This is a genomic window from Saccharopolyspora flava, assembly GCF_900116135.1.
GTDB classification, from domain to species: Bacteria; Actinomycetota; Actinomycetes; order Mycobacteriales; family Pseudonocardiaceae; genus Saccharopolyspora; species Saccharopolyspora flava.
This window is the reverse complement of the sequence record NZ_FOZX01000002.1, coordinates 690,798-709,347: the sequence shown is the minus strand read 5'-3', so window position 1 is coordinate 709,347 and position 18,550 is coordinate 690,798. Positions and strand designations below refer to the sequence as shown.

Genomic DNA, 18,550 nt, shown 5'->3' with positions numbered 1-18,550 from the left:
CGGGCACGTTCGCGTGGTTCTCGCCACCTTTACCGGGCGCGGGGTGGCCTCCGCCCCGGGTGGTGGGGCTACTCTCGCGGCGCTGTCTGGTACCCGGGATCGGGACTGGAACGGTTTTGGAGGAACACGTGGCGATGTCTGCTGAACCCACGGGCCCTCGACTGCGGGTGGGGATCGTCTCCGCCGGTCGGGTGGGTGCCGTGCTGGGCGCCGCGCTGCAGCGGATCGGGCACGAGGTCGTCGCGGTCTCCGCGGTCTCGGACGCCTCGCTGCGCCGCGCGGAGGAACTGCTTCCGGGCGTGCCGATCGAGCCGCCGGACGCGGTCGCCAAGAACGCCGAACTGCTGGTCCTGGCCATCCCGGACGACGCCATCCCCGGCATGGTGCAGGGCCTGGTCTCCGCCGACGCGCTGCACGCGTCGCAGCTGGTCGTGCACACCTCGGGCTCGCAGGGCGTCACCGCGCTGGAGCCGGCCGCCGCGATCGGCGCGCTGACGATGGCGATGCACCCGGCGATGACCTTCACCGGGCGTCCGGAGGACGTCCACCGGCTCTCCGACGCGTGCATGGTGGTCACCGCGACCGAGATCACCGGCTGGAGCGTCGCCGAGAGCATCGCGATCGAGCTGGGCATGGAGCCGGTGCGCATCCAGGAGGAGTCCCGCCCGCTCTACCACGCTGCCCTGACCCACGGGGCGAATCACCTGATCACGCTGGTCAACGAGTGCCAGCAGCTGCTGCGCGACGCCGGGGTGGAGGTGCCCGGGCGGGTCATGGCGCCGCTGCTGTCGGCCTCGCTGGACAACGCGCTGCGCCTGGGCGACCGCGCCTACACCGGCCCGGTGGTGCGCGGCGATTCCGGGACCGTGCGCGGGCACCTGCGCGCGCTGTCCGACGCCGACCCGGACGTGGTGCCGGGGTATCGGGAGCTGGCCCGGCGCACGGCGCTGCGGGCCGAGCGGAGCGGCCTGCTGCGCGGTGACGTCGCCGCGCGCGTGCGCGAGGCCCTCGACGAGGAACAGGCCTGACCGCGCCCGGCGCGGCGAAGACATGGAGTCGACGATGACCAACAACCCCGGTTACCAGCGCGGAGAGCTCACCGTGCACACCGATCCGGCCGAGCTCGCCCGCGTCACCCGCGCGCTGCGGGCCACCGGGCGCCGGGTGCACCTGGTGCCCACGATGGGCGCCCTGCACCGCGGCCACCTGGAGCTGATCAAGCGGGCGAAGGACGCCAACGTCGTCGTGGTGGTGTCGATCTTCGTCAACCCGCTGCAGTTCGGGCCGAACGAGGACTTCGACCGCTACCCCCGGCAGTTCGAGGCCGACGTCGAGGCCTGCCGCGAGGCCGGGGTGGACCTGGTGTTCGCGCCGACGGTCGACGCGATGTACGGCGGCGGCCGCGAGCTGTCGGTGCAGGCCGGGCCGCTGGGCGAGGAGCTCGAGGGCGCGACCCGCAAGGGGCACTTCGACGGGATGCTCACCGTGGTGCTCAAGCTGCTCAACATCGTGCGCCCGGACCTGGCGTTCTTCGGCGAGAAGGACTACCAGCAGCTGGTGCTGATCCGGAAGATGGCGCGGCAGTTCAACCTCGACTCGCAGATCCAGGGCATCCCCACGGTCCGCGAGTCCGACGGTCTGGCGCTGTCCAGCCGCAACGTCTACCTCGACGAGGAGCAGCGCCGCGCCGCCCTGGTGATCTCGGCGTCGCTGACCGCCGGCGCGCACGCGGCCGTCGGCGGCCCGGAGGCGGTGCTCAAGGCGGCCCGCGAGGTGCTGGCCACCGAATCCCTGGTGCAGCTCGACTACCTGGAGCTGCGCGACCCGGAGTTGGGCCCGGCCCCGGAAACGGGTGAGGCGCGGCTGCTGGTGGCTGCGAAGGTCGGATCCACCAGGTTGATCGACAACGCGATGGTCCTGCTCGGCGAGTGAAGCCCGGCCCTTAGGAGGTCAGCGATGTTCCGCACGATGTTGAAGTCCAAGATCCACCGGGCCACCGTCACCCAGGCCGACCTGCACTACGTCGGCTCGGTGACCGTCGACAAGGACCTGATGGAGGCCGCCGACCTGCTCGAGGGCGAGCAGGTGGCGATCGTCGACGTCACCAACGGCGCTCGGCTGGAGACCTACGTGATCACCGGTGAGCGGGGGTCCGGTGTCATCGGGATCAACGGGGCGGCCGCGCACCTGATCGAGCCCGGGGACATCGTCATCCTGATCGCCTACGGGGTGATGGACGAGCTGGAGGCCCGGTCGTTCCAGCCGAAGGTGATCTTCGTGGATGCCGACAACCGGCCTGTTGATCTCGGGGTCAACCCTGGTCATGCGCCTGAGGGGTCCGGTCTTCTGTCGTCTCAGGCTGATGCGGAGACCGATGATGCCGCCAAGCTCGACGCTCTTCTCCAGCAGCCTGAGCACTGATCAAAGCACCTGATCAAGAACTCTGTGGTCTTGTTGCTTGGCGGTGCGGGTAGCGGAACCTCAGACGCCTTCTGGCTCCGGGATCCGAGGCTTATGTATGCCAATACACGACACGTTGGCTGTCCTCCCCAGAAGACGTCTGAGAACCCGCGGCGGTGCCAGTTGCTTGCTCGGGGTAAGGAGAAACCGGCTTCGCCGGTTGCCTGACGTGCGCTTTTTGTGAAGGGGTTCTTCCTTGCTTCTGGCCATTGACGTCGGAAACACCAACATCGTTCTCGGTCTGTACGACGACGTCGATGACCCGCCGGATCTCGCGGCGACGTTGGTGCGCGACTGGCGGATGCGGACCGAGCCGCGGATGACCGCCGACGAGATGGCGCTGACGATGCGGGGCCTGATCGGCGACTACGCCGAGAAGGTCACCGGCATCGCGGCGCTGTCGACCGTCCCGGCGCTGCTGCGCGAGCTGCGGGTGATGCTGGAGCGGTACTGGACCGACGTCCCCCGGGTCGTCGTCGAGCCGGGTGTGCGGACGGGTGTCCCGCTGCTGGTGGACAACCCGAAGGAGGTCGGCGCGGACCGGGTGATCAACACCCTGGCGGCGCACCACCTGCACTCCACGAACTGCGTGGTGGTGGACTTCGGGACCTCGACCAACGTCGACGTGATCTCGGCGAAGGGCGAGTTCCTCGGCGGCGCCTTCGCGCCCGGCGTGGAGATCTCGCTGGACGCGTTGGCCTCGCGGGCGGCGCAGCTGCGCAAGGTGGAACTCGTGCGTCCGCGCTCGGTCATCGGGAAGAACACCGTCGAATGCCTTCAATCCGGAATTCTCTTCGGATTCGCGGGCCAGGTCGACGGCCTCGTCCGGCGCATCGTCGACGAGCTCGAAGCCACTCACGGAGGACCCACGACGGTGTTGGCGACCGGAGGACTGGCCCCCTTGGTCTTCTCCGAGTCAACCACCATCACCCACCACGTCCCGGACCTCACCCTCCTGGGCCTGCGCCTGGTGTACGACCGCAACTTCCGCTAACCGTCAGGCAAGCACCGAAGGCGCTCAGGTTCCGCCACCCGCACCGCCAAGCAGGCCGGTCAACCCTGCGATCACAGCACTACGTACCCTGTTTTGCGTGACTGACCAGGACACTTCCAATCCCCCGGCAACCAGCGCTGACGGCGTCGAAGACCTGCCGGAACAGATGCGGATCCGGCGGGAGAAGCGGGAGCGCCTGCTCGACGCCGGAGTCGATCCGTACCCGGTGACGCTGCCCATCACGCACGGGCTGGCCGAGATCCGCTCCACCCACGAGGGGCTGGAGCCCGACACCGCGACCGGCGAGCAGGTCGGCGTGGCCGGCCGCGTGATGTTCCTGCGCAACACCGGCAAGCTCTGCTTCGCCACGCTGCGCGCCGGCGACGGGACCGAACTGCAGGCGATGCTCAGCCTCAAGCAGGTCGGCGAGGACTCGCTGGTGCGCTGGAAGGCCGAGGTCGACCTCGGTGACCACGTGTTCGTGCACGGCGAGGTCATCACCTCGCGGCGCGGTGAGCTCTCGGTGATGGCCGATGAATGGCGGATGGCGGCGAAGTCGCTGCGCCCGCTGCCGGTCATGCACAAGGAACTCGGCGAGGAAATGCGGGTCCGGCAGCGCTACGTGGACCTCATCGTGCGCAAGCAGGCGGCCGACACGGTCCGCACTCGCGCCGCGGTGCAGCGTTCGCTGCGCGATTCCTTCGAGGGTCGCGGATACGTCGAGGTGGAAACCCCGATGCTGCAGACGCTGCAGGGCGGTGCGGCGGCTCGTCCGTTCACCACGCATTCCAACGCCTTCGACATCGACCTCTTCCTGCGCATCGCGCCGGAGTTGTATCTGAAGCGTTGCGTTGTCGGCGGGATCGAGAAGGTTTTCGAGATCAACCGAAACTTCCGCAACGAGGGCAGTGATTCTTCCCACTCGCCCGAGTTCGCGATGCTGGAGTTCTACCAGGCCTATGCCGATTACAACGACATGGCCGTTCTGACCAGGTCGCTCATCCAGGAAGCCGCCGAACGGGTCACCGGTTCGCAGGTCGTGACGTGGTTCGACGGAACCGAGTACGACCTCTCCGGTGAGTGGGCGTCGCTGACGATGTACGAGTCGTTGTCGGAAGCCCTGGAATCCGAGGTCACTCCGGAAACTCCTGTTGAGGCGCTGCGCAAGCACGCGGATGCGCTCGGATTGCAGGTGGATCCGAAGATGGGTCACGGCAAGCTCGTCGAAGAGCTGTGGGAGCACACCGTCGGCGACCATTTGAAGGCTCCGACGTTCGTCCGCGACTTCCCGGTCGAGACCTCGCCGCTGACCCGTCAGCACCGCGAGAAGGACGGGGTCGCGGAAAAGTGGGATCTCTACGTTCGCGGCTTCGAGCTCGCGACCGGTTACTCCGAACTCGTGGATCCGGTGGTGGAACGGCAGCGCCTGGAGGAGCAGGCGAGGCTGGCGGCGGCCGGGGATGACGAGGCCATGCCGGTCGACGAGGACTTTCTGCGCGCTCTGGAGTACGGAATGCCTCCCAGCGGCGGCGTCGGAATGGGTATCGACCGGTTGTTGATGGCGCTGACCGGTCTCGGTATCCGGGAGACGATCCTGTTCCCCTTGGTCCGCCCGGAATGACCCGATCAGGGTGGCTCAACAGAATTTTGTGGACAGGATGAGTGCATTATCGGAGTTGCTGCGCTAACCTGACCTCAGAATGTGTCGGCGACGGCTTTTGACGTACTTGTCCTTGTGGCGGCCGCACTTGTACAAGTGCGGCTGACGTACCCGCCAAGTGCGGCTGGCGTTCTGGCGAGGGAGTTTCCGCTCCCGGCAGATGGTTGCTGTCCCGCTAATGCACAATTTTGCTCGGGGAGGACTTCGAAGATGGCGCAGAAGGTCACTGTCACCCTTGTCGACGATCTGGACGGTGGGCAGGCCGACGAAACCGTTGAGTTCGGATTGGACGGCGTGTCGTACCAGATCGACCTTTCCGCCGACAATGCCGGAGACCTGCGGGAGGCGCTGGCCAACTACGTCTCCAACGCGCGGCGCGCGGGCGGCCGGAAGAAGCCGGGCCCGCGTCCGGGTTCTGCGTCGCGTTCCACCGCTGGTGGCGGTTCCACCAGCGCGGACCGCGAGCAGAACCAGGCCATTCGGGAATGGGCGCGGAAGCGGGGCCTGAAGGTCTCCGACCGCGGTCGCATCCCGGCCGACATCGTCGAGCAGTACCACCAGGCGAACTGAATCGCGGACGAGAGGCGTTCACCGGGTCGTCGGGGCCCGGTGAACGCCTCTCGTTGCGTTCGGATAACTGATTTCCACGTTTGAGCGCCGCTGATCAACTTTCCCGAAAAACGGCGCCATCACCGCTCGGCCTCGGCTCCGCAACGGCCGTTCCCCTTTTCCCGCTCGGAGCGGAACCGCTCCACTCGCCCGCGACTGTGACGGCGGACATCCGAACCCGCTCTGTCGGTGCGGCTTAGGTTGTCCTAACCTGGGCGACGTCCGGGTGAACACCGAAGGGGAGTGGGACGTGGCTCGAACGGAGGCTCTCGCCGAGCCGCCCACGTCGGAAACCGCGTCCGCCGCACCGAGCGAGCGCCTCCAGCGCAGACGTTCCCGCCGCCTCACCGGCCTCGGCATCCTGCTGCTCGTGCTGGTCGTCAGCGCCGTGCTCAGCGTCGCGATCGGCGCCAAGACCATCCCGCTCGCCGACGTCTGGAACGGCCTGGTCGCCCCCGGGGGCGGCGAGAACGACCTGATCATCCAGGAGCTGCGGATCCCGCGGACCATCGCCGGCGTGCTCGCCGGTGCCGCGCTGGGCCTCGCCGGGGCGCTGATGCAGGGGCACACCCGCAACCCGCTCGCCGACCCGGGCATCCTCGGCATCACCCAGGGCGCCGGGCTCGGCGTCGTGCTCGCCGTCTACACCTTCGGCATCTCCACCCTGTTCGGCTTCATCTGGTTCGGCTTCGCCGGATCGCTCATCGGCGCGGTCGCGGTGTTCGGGATTGGCTCGATGGGGCGCGGCGGCCCGACCCCGGTGACGCTGGCGCTGGCCGGTACCGCGATCAGCTCGCTGCTGCACGCCATCACCTCCGCGCTGGTGCTCACCGACCAGCAGACGATGGACACCTACCGGTTCTGGAAGGTCGGCTCGATCGCCATCACCGACGCCTCGGTGCTGCCGCAGGTCGCGCCGTTCCTGGTGGTCGGCCTGGTGCTGGGGCTGGCCAACGCGAGCAGCCTCAACGCGCTGTCGCTGGGCGATGACGTGGCGAGCTCGCTGGGCCACCGGGTGGCCTGGGCGCGGCGCGCCGGGATCGCCGCGGTCAGCGTCCTGGTGGGCGCCGCGGTGGCCATCTGCGGGCCGATCGGCTTCGTCGGCCTGGTCGTGCCGCACGTGGCCCGCTACTTCACCGGTGCCGACTACCGCTGGCTGCTGCCCTTCGCCGCGCTGCTCGGCGCCTCGCTGGTGCTGCTGACCGACGTGCTCGGCCGCATCGTCGCCCGGCCGGCCGAGGTGCAGGTGGGCGTGATGCTGGCGATGGTCGGCGCCCCGTTCTTCATCGCGCTCGTGCGACGCCGGAAGTTGGTGCGGCTATGACGGCGACCGTGCAGGACCGGCCGGCCGAGCGGGTCGCCGGGCGGCGACCGCTGCGGATCGGCCCGTTCTCCGGCGTGCTCCGGATGCGGCCGCTGCTGGCCCTGGCCGGTGGGCTGGTGGTGCTGCTGGCGGTGTTCGTCCTCGACGTCGGCATCGGCGAGTACCAGATCAGCCCGCCCGAGGTGCTCAGCACGCTGTTCGGCGGCGGCGACCGGGCGCAATCGATCATCATCTGGGAACTGCGGATGCCGCGCGGGCTGACCGCCCTGTTCGTCGGCGCCGCCCTCGGCCTGGCGGGCGCGATCATGCAGGCGCTCGCCCGCAACCCGCTGGCCAGCCCGGACATGCTCGGCATCACCTGGGGCGCCGGGTGCGCGGCGGTCGCGGTCATCGTGTTCGCCGGGACCGCGGGCAGTCTCGCCGGGGCGCTGTCGGACTACGGGCTGCCGGTGGTGGCGCTGGTCGGCGGCCTGGTCACCGGGATCGCCGTCTACCTGCTGGCCTACCGGCGCGGCGTGGACTCCTACCGGCTGGTGCTGGTCGGCGTGGGCGTCAGCGCGCTGGCGGGCAACGCCGTGTACTGGCTGCTGACCGTCGGCGACGTCAACGACGCCGGTCGCGCCATGGTGTGGCTGACCGGCAGCCTCAACGCGCGCGGCTGGGAGCACGTGGTGCCCACCGGCATCGCGCTGGCCGTGCTGGTCCCGCTCACGCTCGTGGGCGCGCACGTGCTGGGCGCGCTGCAGTTCGACGACGACACGGTGCGCGGCCTGGGCGTGCGGATGGACCTGGCGCGCGGGTTCCTGCTGTTCGCGTCGGTCGTGCTGGCCTCGATCGCGACCGCGGCGGCCGGGCCGATCCAGTTCGTCGCGCTGGCCACCCCGCAGATCGCGCTGCGGGTCGCGCGCACCTCGCGCCCGCCGCTGCTGACCTCGGCCGTGCTCGGCGCGGCGCTGGTGGTCGGCTCGGACGTGATCGCCCGCACCGCCTTCGGCACCCTGGAGCTCCCGGTCGGCATCGTGACCGCGATCCTGGGCGCCCCGTACCTGATCTACCTGCTCGTCCGTCGGTACCGGGAGGTCCGAGCATGACCGCGTCCGCCTCTGCACAGTCCGAGCGGATCGAGACCGCCGACCGCCTGCGGGCCCGCGACCTCAAGCTGGGCTACGGCGACCGGGTGGTCGTCGACGGCCTGGACTTCGAGGTCGTCGGCGGCACGATCACCGCCGTGATCGGCCCGAACGGCTGCGGCAAGTCGACGCTGCTGCGCGCGCTGGGCCGGTTGCTGCAGCCGCAGCGCGGCGAGGTGCTGCTCGACGGCAAGCGGATCCACAAGATGTCGACCAAGGAGGTCGCCCGGATCCTCGGCGTGCTGCCGCAGTCGCCGTCGGCGCCGGAGGGCCTGACCGTGGCCGACCTGGTCGCGCGCGGGCGGCACCCGCACCAGTCCTGGTACCGGCAGTGGTCCGGTGACGACGAGTCGGCGGTGGCCGAGGCGCTGGCCATGACCGGCATCGGCGAGCTGGCCGACCGCAGCCTCGACGAGCTCTCCGGCGGTCAGCGCCAGCGCGCCTGGCTGTCGATGGCGCTCGCGCAGGGCACCGACCTGCTGCTGCTCGACGAGCCGACGACCTACCTGGACCTCTCGCACCAGGTCGACGTGCTGGAGCTGGTCGGCCGGTTGCACGACGAGAGCGGGCGCACCGTGGTGATGGTGCTGCACGACCTCAACCTGGCGGCCCGCTACGCCGACCGGCTGGTGGCGATGAAGGACGGCGCCGTCGTCGCCTCCGGCGAGCCCGGCGAGGTGCTCACCGAGGAGCTCCTGGCCGACGTCTTCGATCTCCGCGCCCGCGTGATTCCGGACCCCGTCGCGGGTACCCCGATGGTGGTCCCGATCGGAGGACGGCGGGCCGGAGAAGGAGCCGGGACCGAGGCGTGAACACGGTGCGTGACGGCTCGACGCGCGCTGTTCGCGCTCAGCGGAACGGCGCCGAGATCAGGAATCCTGCAGGCCAACGCGCCGTTGGGCAGTGTGCCGCGCAAGAATGTGGCGCAGCGGGCACGGACCGCGACCGGGGTTGGCTACTACAGTGGTCCCCAAGAGTGCTGAACCCGTCGTGGATCGCGGCGTAGCGCTAAAGCCGTGTCCCGGAACTAGACCGCCGGCGCAGCAGTCAGGGAGTGCGAATGTTCGAGAGGTTCACCGACCGCGCGAGGCGGGTGGTTGTCCTGGCCCAGGAAGAGGCCCGGATGCTCAACCACAACTACATCGGCACCGAGCACATTCTCCTGGGCTTGATCCACGAGGGTGAGGGTGTCGCCGCCAAGGCGCTGGAGTCGCTGGGTATCGCGCTGGAGGGAGTGCGCCAGCAGGTCGAGGAGATCATCGGCCAGGGCCAGCAGGCCCCCAGCGGACACATCCCGTTCACCCCACGGGCCAAGAAGGTGCTGGAGCTGTCGCTTCGGGAGGCGCTGCAGCTCGGCCACAACTACATCGGCACCGAGCACATCCTGCTCGGCCTGATCCGCGAGGGCGAGGGCGTCGCCGCCCAGGTGCTCGTCAAGCTCGGTGCGGACCTCAACCGGGTGCGCCAGCAGGTCCTGCAGCTGCTGTCCGGCTACCAGGGCAAGGAGCCCGCGGAGGCCGGCGGCCGCGGCGAGGGCACCCCGTCGTCGTCGCTGGTGCTGGACCAGTTCGGACGCAACCTCACCCAGGCGGCGCGCGAGGGCAAGCTCGACCCGGTCATCGGCCGGGACAAGGAGATCGAGCGGATCATGCAGGTCCTCTCGCGGCGCACCAAGAACAACCCGGTGCTCATCGGTGAAGCCGGTGTCGGCAAGACCGCCGTCGTCGAGGGCCTGTCGCAGCAGGTCGTCAAGGGCGAGGTCCCCGAGACCCTCAAGGACAAGCAGCTCTACACCCTCGACCTGGGTTCGCTGGTCGCCGGTTCCCGCTACCGCGGTGACTTCGAGGAGCGCCTGAAGAAGGTGCTCAAGGAGATCAAGACCCGCGGCGACATCATCCTGTTCATCGACGAGATCCACACGCTGGTCGGTGCGGGTGCCGCCGAGGGCGCGATCGACGCCGCCAGCATCCTCAAGCCGATGCTGGCCCGCGGTGAGCTGCAGACCATCGGCGCCACCACGCTCGAGGAGTACCGCAAGTACGTCGAGAAGGACCCGGCCCTGGAGCGCCGCTTCCAGCCGATCCAGGTCGGCGAGCCGTCGCTGGAGCACACGGTCGAGATCCTCAAGGGCCTGCGGGACCGCTACGAGGCGCACCACCGCGTGTCGATCACCGACGGCGCGCTGGTGTCGGCGGCCAGCCTGGCCGACCGCTACATCAACGACCGGTACCTGCCGGACAAGGCGATCGACCTGATCGACGAGGCCGGCGCCCGGATGCGCATCCGCCGGATGACCGCTCCGCCGGACCTGCGCGAGTTCGACGAGAAGATCGCCGAGGTCCGCCGCGAGAAGGAGTCCGCGATCGACGCGCAGGACTTCGAGCGGGCCGCCCGCCTGCGGGACGAGGAGAAGCAGCTCCTCGGCCAGAAGGAGGAGCGGGAGAAGCAGTGGAAGGCCGGTGACCTGGACGTCGTCGCCGAGGTCGACGACGAGCAGATCGCCGAGGTGCTGGCCAACTGGACCGGCATCCCCGTCTTCAAGCTCACCGAGGAGGAGACCACCCGTCTGCTCCGCATGGAGGAGGAGCTGCACAAGCGGATCATCGGCCAGGACGACGCGGTCAAGGCCGTGTCCCAGGCGATCCGCCGCACCCGCGCCGGCCTGAAGGACCCGAAGCGCCCGTCCGGCTCGTTCATCTTCGCCGGCCCGTCCGGTGTCGGTAAGACCGAGCTGTCCAAGGCGCTGGCGGAGTTCCTGTTCGGCGACGACGACTCGCTCGTGCAGATCGACATGGGTGAGTTCCACGACCGCTACACCGCCTCGCGGCTGTTCGGCGCCCCGCCCGGGTACGTCGGCTACGAGGAGGGCGGCCAGCTCACCGAGAAGGTCCGCCGCAAGCCGTTCTCCGTGGTCCTGTTCGACGAGATCGAGAAGGCCCACCAGGAGATCTACAACACGCTGCTGCAGGTGCTGGAGGACGGTCGCCTGACCGACGGCCAGGGCCGCACGGTGGACTTCAAGAACACGGTGCTGATCTTCACCTCGAACCTCGGCACGCAGGACATCTCCAAGGCCGTCGGCCTGGGCTTCTCCAGTGGTCAGGGCGCTGAGTCCAACTACGAGCGGATGAAGTCCAAGGTCCACGAGGAGATGAAGAAGCACTTCCGGCCGGAGTTCCTCAACCGCATCGACGACGTGATCGTCTTCCACCAGCTCACCGAGAACGAGATCATCCAGATGGTCGACCTCCTCTCGGGCCGCGTGGAAAAGGCGCTCAAGGGCAAGGACATGGCCCTGGAGCTCACCGAGACGGCGAAGAAGCTGCTGGCCAAGCGCGGGTTCGACCCGGTGCTGGGTGCGCGGCCGCTGCGCCGGACGATCCAGCGGGAGATCGAGGACAAGCTGTCCGAGAAGATCCTGTTCGGCGAGGTCGAGCCGGGCCAGATCGTCATCGTCGATGTCGAGGGCTGGGACGGCGAAGGCGCGGACGACAAGGCCGTGTTCACCTTCCGCGGTGAGCCGAAGCCGTCCGCGGTTCCGGACACCCCGCCGGTCGGCGTCTCCGCCCAGGGCGAGGACCAGCAGAACAACGGCAACACCGAGTCCTGATCCCAGGACCCGACCGAACGGCCCCCGCACCACCTCGGTGCGGGGGCCGTTCGCGTTCGGTGCCTCGGTTCTCGGGCCTGGGGCAGCGGGGCAGTTTTAGCCATAACTGTCCCGACATTTCGGACATTGATCATGGGTAGTTATGGCTAAAACTGCCCCACTGCCCGGGAGAGCTCCCGGTGGCGCTCACCGGATGCGGCGGAACTCCTCCGTGGGCTGGTCGGCCTGGACGCGGGCGAGCTGCACCGTGGGGGCCTCGGAGAGCTCCCGCTCGCGGCGGTTGTTGCGGATCCGGATCACCACGAACGCCACCACCGTGAGCGCCGCGGTGATCACCACGGCGCGCGAGAGCAGGCCCGCGTACTCCTCGACGAGGTACCAGTGCTGACCCAGCAGGTAGCCGGCGATCACGAACACGCTGTTCCAGATCAGGCTGCCCAGCGTCGTGAACAGCGCGAACGTGCTCAGCCGCATCCGCTCGACACCGGCGGGCAGCGAGATGAAGCTCCGGAACAGCGGGATCATCCGGCCGAAGAACACGGCCTTCACCCCGTGCTTGGCGAACCACGCCTCGGTCTTGTCCACGTCGGAGAGCTTCACCAGCGGCAGCTTCGCCGCGATCGCCCGCGTCCGCTCCCGGCCCAGCGAGGCGCCGAGCCCGTACAGCGCCAGCGCCCCGACCAGCGAGCCGATCGTGGTCCACAGGATCGCGCCGATCAGCGACATGTCGCCCTGGCTCGCGGTGAACCCGGCCAGCGGCAGGATCAGCTCGGACGGGATCGGCGGGAACAGGTTCTCCAGCGCGATGATCATGCCCGCGCCGGGGCCTCCGAGGGTTTCCATCACCCCGATCACCCAGGCGGTGAAGCCGGTGGGCTGGGCGGATGCGGCGGCTGTCGTCGTCAGATCCATGCGGGGTTGAACTCCGGGGTCGAGTGTCCGTTTCTTCCATGATTCCAGCGGAAGATGAGGATTCGCCCTGATCACGTGTGAGCTGCGGCACCCTCCGGCGTGTCGGTTGATCTCTGGAAGTCTGGTGGCACAACCATGCGGGGACGTCGGACGTCCACGTGGCGGAGTGCGACGGGGAAGACGGAGGCGGCGATGACGCGGGTGGCGCACGAGGTGCCCGACGAGGTGGCGGACGACGTCGCCCGCAGGCCGGGTGGTGGCTGCGCGACGGCGCTGCTGTCGCTGGTCACGCTGGCCTTCGCGGTCTGGGCGGCGCTGCCGGTCGTCGAGCTCGACGTCGAGCGCTACACGGTCGCGCTCACGGCCCTGGCCCAGTACGCGGTGGTCGTCGGCGCGGTCCTGGTGCTGCTGGGGATGCTGCTGCGGCGCTGGCTGAACGTGCTCATCGCGCTGGTCGCGACGGTCGCCCTGGCCTACACGGTCGCGCCGCGGGCGCTGCCGGACGGGATCGCCGCCGAGGGCGAGCCGCTGCGGGTGCTGTCGGTCAACACCTACTTCGGCCGCGCCGACGCGACCACCATCGTCGACGCGGTCCGCTCCCGGCGGGTCGACGTGCTCAGCCTCCAGGAGCTCACCCCGGAGATGGTCGCGAAGCTGGAGGGGGCGGGCCTGTTCGCCGAGCTGCCGAACCGGGTGCTGCACCCCGGGCCGCAGGCCGACGGCACCGGCATCGTCTCCCGCTACCCGCTGCGCGAGCTGGCGCTGGTGCCGCCGACGACGCTGGCGCAGCCGTCGGCGCTGGTGGACGTGCCGGTGGGGCGGGACGTGGAGTTCGTCGCGGTGCACCCGCTCTACCCGATGGGGGAGGGCACCGCGCATATCTGGGCGCGCGACCTAGCGTCGCTGCCCGAGCCGTCGCTGACCGGGCGGCCGCGGGTGATGGCGGGCGACTTCAACGCCACGCTCGACCACACCCGGCTCAAGGACCTCATCGGACGCGGCTACGTCGACGCCGCCGGGGCGCTGGGCGAGGGCCTGACGCCGACGTGGCCGTCGGGCTGGACGGCGCCGCCGGTCACCATCGACCACGTGCTGACCTCGGGCGGCGTGCGGCCGGAGGACTACGAGGTCTTCGACGTCCCCGGCAGCGACCACAGGGCCGTGCTCACGACCCTGCGCGTCGCCGGGTGACTCACTTCTCCGGGTAGGAGCCCAGCACGACCTCGAACTCCAGCAGGCTGGAGCCGGAGGCGACGGGGTTCTTGCGCTCGCCCGCGTGGGCCTCCTTGGCCGGGCCGTTGGCCCAGTTCTGGAAGTCCTCCTCGGTCTCCCACTTCGTGTAGACGAAGTAGCGGTTGTCGCCCTGGACGGGGCGCAGCAGCTCGAAGCCCAGGAAGCCGGGCGCGTCGTCGACCGAGCCGTGCCGGGACGCGAAGCGCTTCTCCAGCTCCGGGCCGGACCCTTCGGGAACCTCGATCGCATTGATCTTCACAACAGCCATGCACCCACCCTACGAGGCGACGCCCCCGACCACCCTGTCTCCTCGATCTCACCGACGTGTCCCGACCCCGGAGGATCGAAGTTTTCATGAAAACTGTCGTTCCCCTGGGGTCGGGAGGTTTTCATGAAAACTGTCGACCCTCAGAGTTCGATTTGGGGGTGGAGGCGGGCGAGGGTCCAGGTGCGCTGGCGTTGGACCACCAGGGTCGTGAGGAGCACGACCACGACCAGGACGCTGCCGAGGACGATCAGGTCGTGCTGCAGGTGGGACACCAGACCGCCGGAGATCGTCACGCGCAGTCCGTCGACGAGGTAGGTCATCGGCAGGAACGGGTGGACGGCCTGGAACGGCACGGGTGCCGTCTCCATCGGGTACAGGCCGCCGCACGCCGTGAGCTGCACGATCAGCAGCACCAGCGACAGCAGGTCGCCGACCGCGCCGAGCGCGGTGCGCAGCAGGTGGTCGATGGCCACGAACGTCACCGCCGCCAGCGACAGCAACCCGATCGTCCAGCCGACGCTCACCGGGTTCAGCCCGAGCCCGACGTCGACCACCAGGTACAGCACCATCCCGCCGATCACCCCCAGCGCGGCCGCGGGCAGCAGCCCGGCGAGGGCGATGGTGAACGGGTTGACCTTGTCCGCCAGCGCCCGCAGGTTCACCGGCTTGAGCAGCAGGTACGCGAACAGCCCGAACACCCACAGCGCGATCGCGAAGAAGAACGGCGCCAGCCCGCGCCCGTAGACGTGGGCGGGGTTGAGGTTGTCGGTGCGGATCTCGGTCGGCGAGCCGAGCACGTCGGCGGCGCGGGAGACCTCCGTCGGGTTCGTCGGCGGGATCTTGTTCAGCGTGTCGTTGATCAGTTTCTGCAGCTCGCGCGATCCGTCGTTGAGCTGTCCCGCCCCGGTCTGCAGCACGTTGCTGCCCGCCACCAGCGAGTTCAGCCCGCCGACGATGCCCTGCGAACCGGAGGCGACCTGCGTCGTGCCGGAGTGCAGCGTGTCGACCGGCGCGGTGATCGACCGGACCCGCTCCTGCAGCGGCCCCATGCTGCTCTGCACCGCCCGGGCCCGGCGGTTCGCCTCCTCCGCGGTCCGCAGCGCCTCCCGCGCCCGCGAGTCGGCCTCCGACGCGCCGGCGGCGAGTCGGCGCGAGGTGTCCAGAGCCTGCTCGTAGGCGGGATCGCCGCGCAGGTCCGGGTGCGAGTTGCCCAGACCCTGCACGGCCGAGTACCCGTCGGCGGCCTGCTGCTCCATCATCGCCGTAGCCGTCGAGATCGACGTCAGGCTGCTCACCGCCACACCGCTGGCGTTGACCAGCGAGTTCACCGCCGCAGGCAGCTCGTCGGCGGCGAAGTCGGCGACGGTGCCCAGCTGCCGGTCCAGCTGCCCGGTCGCCTGCGAGATGTCCTCCACGCCGCGCGAGACCAGGCTGGTGCCGTCCCGCACCCCGCCGAGGCCCCGGGTGAGCGCGGCCGTGCCCTGCTGGCTCAGCGCCGTGCCGTCCACGAGCTGCTTCGACGCCTCCGAGGCGACCTGCAGCTTCTCCCGCATCTGCCCGAGCTCGCCGTAGAGGGCGCGGGCGTAGCTGGCGTGCGCGGCGGCGTTGATCTGGTTCTGCAGCTCGCTCTTGACTGTGTCGGCCATGATCCCGGCGATGTAGCCGTTCGCGTCGTTCTTCGTCAGCCGCACCGCCGCCCGCTGCGGGTTGCCGTCGGCGGCCGCGGCGAGCTTCGCGCTGAAGTCCGTCGGCACCTCGATGATGAAGTAGTAGCGCCCCTCGGCCAGACCGCGGCGCGCGTCGGTGCCGCGCACGAACCGCCAGTCGAAGACGTCGTTGACCTTGAGCTGCTTGACGAACTGCACGCCCGCGTCCAGGTGCTCGCCGCGTGCGTCCACCGCCCGGTCGTTGTTGACCACCGCCACCGGGACCCGGTTGAGCTTGCCGTAGGGGTCCCAGTTCGACCACAGGTACAGCGACCCGTACAGCAGCGGCACCAGGATCAGCACGAACGGGATCAGCCGGAGCAGCGAGCCGCGGAAGCGCCGCAGTTCCAGCCAGGCGAGCCGGACGGCCTTCACCGCCCCGCCTCGCCCGGCATCTCGATCTCGGCGGTCGGCTCGGCGAACCGGCCCGCGGGCAGGCGCACCACGTTGGCGGCGCCGGCCGGGCGGTCGGTGGTGCTGGCGATGACCGTCATCCCGATCCCGGTGACCTCGCGCAGCGCCGCCCACGCCCGCGCCCGGCCGGACTGGGTGAGCCCGGCGTCAACGTCGTCCACGACGATCCCGGCGGGCGCCGGGGCCGCGGCGAGCCCGACCGCGAGCAGCAGCCGCTCCTCCGGCGGCAGCTCGCCGATCAGCAGCGACCGGTCCACGTCCAGCCCGACGAGCTCCAGTCCCAGTTCGATGGAGGCCTTGTTGGTGCCGCTGATCAGCCTGCGCTCGGTGATCGCCTCCCGGACCCGGTGCCGGTCCTCCAGCTCGCAGCCGGGCCGCAGCCGCGCCGGGCGGATCAGCTTGCGCACCCGAGCGGCCTTGCGCGGCAGCGGGAAACCGTCCACGTCCAGCTCACCGGTGATGATCCGCAGCCGCCCGCACAGCGCCAGCAGCAGCGACGTGCGCCCGGAACCGCTGGGCCCGGCCACCACGGTGAGCGAACCGGGCTCGACGCGGAGGTCCAGGTTGGCGAACACGACGCCTTCCGGGCCTCTCGCGGCGATCCCGTGCGCGAGGATTCCCGCGCCGAGGACGTACATGAACCCTCCTTCGATTGCGTGGAGGCACAGTGCACGTCCAAAGTGGCCGCTGAGCCACTGATCGGCAACTCGTGATGATCTGCGGCTAGATCGCCAGGAGAGGTTCCGAGTCCCCGGTGCGGGTGTCGACGACGCTGATCTCCCGCACCGCCGCGCGGACGGGTTCGGGCGGCAGGAGAGCGGTGAAGGCGCGGGCGAGCTGGTCGGCGTCGAGACCGCGCGCCAGCGCGCAGTAGGGGATCCAGGCGCCGGGGAAGTAGTAGGCCGACGGGTTCTTCACCTTGCCCGCCAGCGCGTCGTGCACGGCCGAGTGCACCGCCAGCAGCTCGGTGTCGACGACCGCGCCCAGCAGCAGCATCCGCTCGTCGCCGGGCAGCGTGCCGAGGGTGTGCAGCCACAGGTCCGGGATCGACAGCAGCTCCAGCTCGCCGCGCAGCGCCGTGCGGGCGGCGGCGGGGATGCTCCCGGCTCGCGCCATCGTCACGCCCGGCCGTTCGCCGGGGACGTCGATCCCGGCCTCGCCGAGGCGTTTCCGCAGTTCCCGCAGGCGCGACTCGGTCTCGTCGTCGAAGTGGCAGACCAGCGCGTCGGCCATCAGCGCTCCCCGGGCAGGGCGAAGCGGCCGTCGTCGGTCTGCTCGACCAGGCCGTCCACCAGCAGCGAGTCCAGGCACCGGTCGCGCTGACCGGCTTCGTCCCAGGCGGCGTCGAGCTGCTCGCGGGTGACCGGGCCGGTCGCGCCGCGCAGCACGTCCAGCAGCCTGCCGCGCACCTGCCGGTCGGTGCCCGCGAACTTCTGCACCTTCTTCGGCGGGCCCGCGTAGGCCGGGCGACCGTTGTGCTGCCACGCGCAGTCCGCGGCGAGCGGGCACCGCTCGCAGCTCGGCGTGCGGACCGTGCACACGACCTGCCCGAGCTCCATCAGCGCCGCCGACAGCAGCGCGGCCGGCTTGTCCTCGTCGGGCAGCAGGGCGTCCACATCGGCCAGATCGCGCTTGGTCGACGGCGGGCCCGCGTCACCGGCGCCGTGCACGGCGCGCGCCACCACCCGGCGGACGTTGGTGTCGACGACCGGGGCGCGCTTGCCGTAGGCGAAGGCCGCGACGGCGCGGGCCGTGTAGGTCCCGATGCCGGGCAGCGCCAGGAGGGTGTCCACATCGGACGGAACGACGTCGTCGTGCTCGGCGGCGATCGTCGCCGCGGCCTCGTGCAGCCGCAGCGCGCGGCGCGGGTAGCCGAGCTTGCCCCAGGCGCGCAGGACCTCGCCCTGCGACTCGGCGGCCAGGTCGGAGGGACGTGGCCAGCGGCGCATCCACTCCTCCCAGATCGGCTGCACCCGGTTGACCGGGGTCTGCTGCAGCATCGTCTCGCTGACCAGCACGCCCCATCCGGTCACGCCCGCGGCGCGCCAGGGCAGCGGGCGGGCGGTGGCGGTGAACCAGTCGGCCAGTGCGTCGAGGTCGAGCCGGGTGTCGGCTGCGGTGGTGGGACTGTTCATGGCGTCTGCAGATCCTGCCAGGTGACCGGTGATCGCCCGGAGGACGCCCGGTGATCACTCTCGGAAGCAACGGATGCGCCCCATCGGGCGATCAT

General features: G+C 70.1%; 17 protein-coding genes. 11 read left to right on the top strand and 6 right to left on the bottom strand.

Annotated features, from left to right (window positions below; all coding sequences use genetic code 11):
* Nucleotides 1–134 precede the first annotated feature (134 nt).
* The 10 genes from BM424_RS10140 to BM424_RS10095 all read left to right on the top strand — a co-directional run bounded on the left by BM424_RS10140 (nucleotide 135) and on the right by BM424_RS10095 (nucleotide 11,787).
* Nucleotides 135–1,028, top strand: a complete 894-nt coding sequence (locus tag BM424_RS10140; RefSeq protein ID WP_093415576.1) for a Rossmann-like and DUF2520 domain-containing protein — start codon at nucleotides 135–137, stop codon at nucleotides 1,026–1,028.
* A 34-nt stretch (nucleotides 1,029–1,062) separates the two neighbouring features.
* Nucleotides 1,063–1,932 (top strand): pantoate--beta-alanine ligase, encoded by an 870-nt coding sequence (gene panC, locus BM424_RS10135; protein ID WP_093415780.1) that lies wholly within the window; start codon nucleotides 1,063–1,065, stop codon nucleotides 1,930–1,932.
* A gap of 24 nt (nucleotides 1,933–1,956) precedes the next feature.
* Complete coding sequence (gene panD / locus BM424_RS10130) at nucleotides 1,957–2,421, top strand: aspartate 1-decarboxylase (protein WP_093415574.1); 465 nt, start codon at nucleotides 1,957–1,959, stop codon at nucleotides 2,419–2,421.
* A gap of 235 nt (nucleotides 2,422–2,656) precedes the next feature.
* A complete protein-coding gene (locus BM424_RS10125; protein ID WP_093415572.1) occupies nucleotides 2,657–3,454 on the top strand; it encodes a type III pantothenate kinase in 798 nt (265 codons plus the stop codon).
* A 166-nt stretch (nucleotides 3,455–3,620) separates the two neighbouring features.
* Nucleotides 3,621–5,075, top strand: coding sequence for a lysine--tRNA ligase (lysS, locus tag BM424_RS10120; protein ID WP_093415571.1), 1,455 nt, complete (start codon nucleotides 3,621–3,623; stop codon nucleotides 5,073–5,075).
* 249 nt (nucleotides 5,076–5,324) lie between these two features.
* Complete coding sequence (locus BM424_RS10115; protein WP_093415569.1) at nucleotides 5,325–5,684, top strand: histone-like nucleoid-structuring protein Lsr2; 360 nt, start codon at nucleotides 5,325–5,327, stop codon at nucleotides 5,682–5,684.
* A 397-nt stretch (nucleotides 5,685–6,081) separates the two neighbouring features.
* Entirely contained in the window at nucleotides 6,082–7,047 is a 966-nt protein-coding gene (locus BM424_RS10110; protein ID WP_425441993.1) for a FecCD family ABC transporter permease, read from the top strand.
* A complete protein-coding gene (locus tag BM424_RS10105) occupies nucleotides 7,044–8,138 on the top strand; it encodes a FecCD family ABC transporter permease (protein WP_093415568.1) in 1,095 nt (364 codons plus the stop codon). Before BM424_RS10110 ends, BM424_RS10105 begins: the two co-directional genes overlap by 4 nt.
* Nucleotides 8,135–8,989 carry an ABC transporter ATP-binding protein gene (locus BM424_RS10100; RefSeq protein ID WP_093415566.1) on the top strand — a complete coding sequence of 285 codons (855 nt, stop codon included), beginning with the start codon at nucleotides 8,135–8,137 and terminating at the stop codon, nucleotides 8,987–8,989. The genes BM424_RS10105 and BM424_RS10100 overlap by 4 nt, the downstream gene beginning before the upstream one ends.
* A gap of 248 nt (nucleotides 8,990–9,237) precedes the next feature.
* Nucleotides 9,238–11,787, top strand: coding sequence for an ATP-dependent Clp protease ATP-binding subunit (locus tag BM424_RS10095; protein ID WP_093415565.1), 2,550 nt, complete (start codon nucleotides 9,238–9,240; stop codon nucleotides 11,785–11,787).
* Between the two features lie 186 nt (nucleotides 11,788–11,973).
* Here BM424_RS10095 and BM424_RS10090 read toward each other — a convergent pair whose 3' ends face one another.
* Nucleotides 11,974–12,699: a DedA family protein gene (locus tag BM424_RS10090; protein ID WP_093415563.1), complete on the bottom strand. Its 726-nt coding sequence runs from the start codon at nucleotides 12,697–12,699 to the stop codon at nucleotides 11,974–11,976.
* Nucleotides 12,700–12,891: 192 nt separating this feature from the next.
* On the opposite strand from BM424_RS10090, the gene BM424_RS10085 reads away from it, so the two are divergent.
* Nucleotides 12,892–13,890 (top strand): endonuclease/exonuclease/phosphatase family protein, encoded by a 999-nt coding sequence (locus BM424_RS10085; protein ID WP_093415562.1) that lies wholly within the window; start codon nucleotides 12,892–12,894, stop codon nucleotides 13,888–13,890.
* A gap of 1 nt (nucleotide 13,891) precedes the next feature.
* Here BM424_RS10085 and BM424_RS10080 read toward each other — a convergent pair whose 3' ends face one another.
* The 5 genes from BM424_RS10080 to BM424_RS10060 form a co-directional block, all read right to left on the bottom strand.
* Entirely contained in the window at nucleotides 13,892–14,200 is a 309-nt protein-coding gene (locus BM424_RS10080; protein WP_093415561.1) for an antibiotic biosynthesis monooxygenase family protein, read from the bottom strand.
* A gap of 140 nt (nucleotides 14,201–14,340) precedes the next feature.
* Complete coding sequence (locus tag BM424_RS10075) at nucleotides 14,341–16,281, bottom strand: YhgE/Pip family protein (protein WP_093415559.1); 1,941 nt, start codon at nucleotides 16,279–16,281, stop codon at nucleotides 14,341–14,343.
* On the bottom strand, nucleotides 16,278–16,958 hold the full coding sequence (locus tag BM424_RS10070; protein ID WP_093415558.1) for an ATP-binding cassette domain-containing protein: 681 nt from the start codon (nucleotides 16,956–16,958) through the stop codon (nucleotides 16,278–16,280). The genes BM424_RS10075 and BM424_RS10070 overlap by 4 nt, the downstream gene beginning before the upstream one ends.
* An 85-nt stretch (nucleotides 16,959–17,043) precedes the next feature.
* On the bottom strand, nucleotides 17,044–17,553 hold the full coding sequence (locus BM424_RS10065) for a 2'-5' RNA ligase family protein (protein ID WP_093415556.1): 510 nt from the start codon (nucleotides 17,551–17,553) through the stop codon (nucleotides 17,044–17,046).
* Nucleotides 17,553–18,455: an HhH-GPD family protein gene (locus BM424_RS10060; RefSeq protein ID WP_093415555.1), complete on the bottom strand. Its 903-nt coding sequence runs from the start codon at nucleotides 18,453–18,455 to the stop codon at nucleotides 17,553–17,555. The genes BM424_RS10065 and BM424_RS10060 overlap by 1 nt, the downstream gene beginning before the upstream one ends.
* Nucleotides 18,456–18,550: the final 95 nt, after the last annotated feature.

Coding starts and splice junctions, on each gene's coding strand:
- BM424_RS10100 (WP_093415566.1), top strand. CDS start 8,135: ATGACCGCGTCCGCCTCTGCACAGTCCGAGCGGATCGAGACCGCCGAC.
- BM424_RS10085 (WP_093415562.1), top strand. CDS start 12,892: ATGACGCGGGTGGCGCACGAGGTGCCCGACGAGGTGGCGGACGACGTC.
- BM424_RS10115 (WP_093415569.1), top strand. CDS start 5,325: ATGGCGCAGAAGGTCACTGTCACCCTTGTCGACGATCTGGACGGTGGG.
- BM424_RS10060 (WP_093415555.1), bottom strand. CDS start 18,455: ATGAACAGTCCCACCACCGCAGCCGACACCCGGCTCGACCTCGACGCA.
- BM424_RS10080 (WP_093415561.1), bottom strand. CDS start 14,200: ATGGCTGTTGTGAAGATCAATGCGATCGAGGTTCCCGAAGGGTCCGGC.
- BM424_RS10065 (WP_093415556.1), bottom strand. CDS start 17,553: ATGGCCGACGCGCTGGTCTGCCACTTCGACGACGAGACCGAGTCGCGC.
- panD (WP_093415574.1), top strand. CDS start 1,957: ATGTTCCGCACGATGTTGAAGTCCAAGATCCACCGGGCCACCGTCACC.
- BM424_RS10105 (WP_093415568.1), top strand. CDS start 7,044: ATGACGGCGACCGTGCAGGACCGGCCGGCCGAGCGGGTCGCCGGGCGG.
- BM424_RS10140 (WP_093415576.1), top strand. CDS start 135: ATGTCTGCTGAACCCACGGGCCCTCGACTGCGGGTGGGGATCGTCTCC.
- panC (WP_093415780.1), top strand. CDS start 1,063: ATGACCAACAACCCCGGTTACCAGCGCGGAGAGCTCACCGTGCACACC.
- BM424_RS10070 (WP_093415558.1), bottom strand. CDS start 16,958: ATGTACGTCCTCGGCGCGGGAATCCTCGCGCACGGGATCGCCGCGAGA.
- lysS (WP_093415571.1), top strand. CDS start 3,621: ATGCGGATCCGGCGGGAGAAGCGGGAGCGCCTGCTCGACGCCGGAGTC.
- BM424_RS10095 (WP_093415565.1), top strand. CDS start 9,238: ATGTTCGAGAGGTTCACCGACCGCGCGAGGCGGGTGGTTGTCCTGGCC.
- BM424_RS10090 (WP_093415563.1), bottom strand. CDS start 12,699: ATGGATCTGACGACGACAGCCGCCGCATCCGCCCAGCCCACCGGCTTC.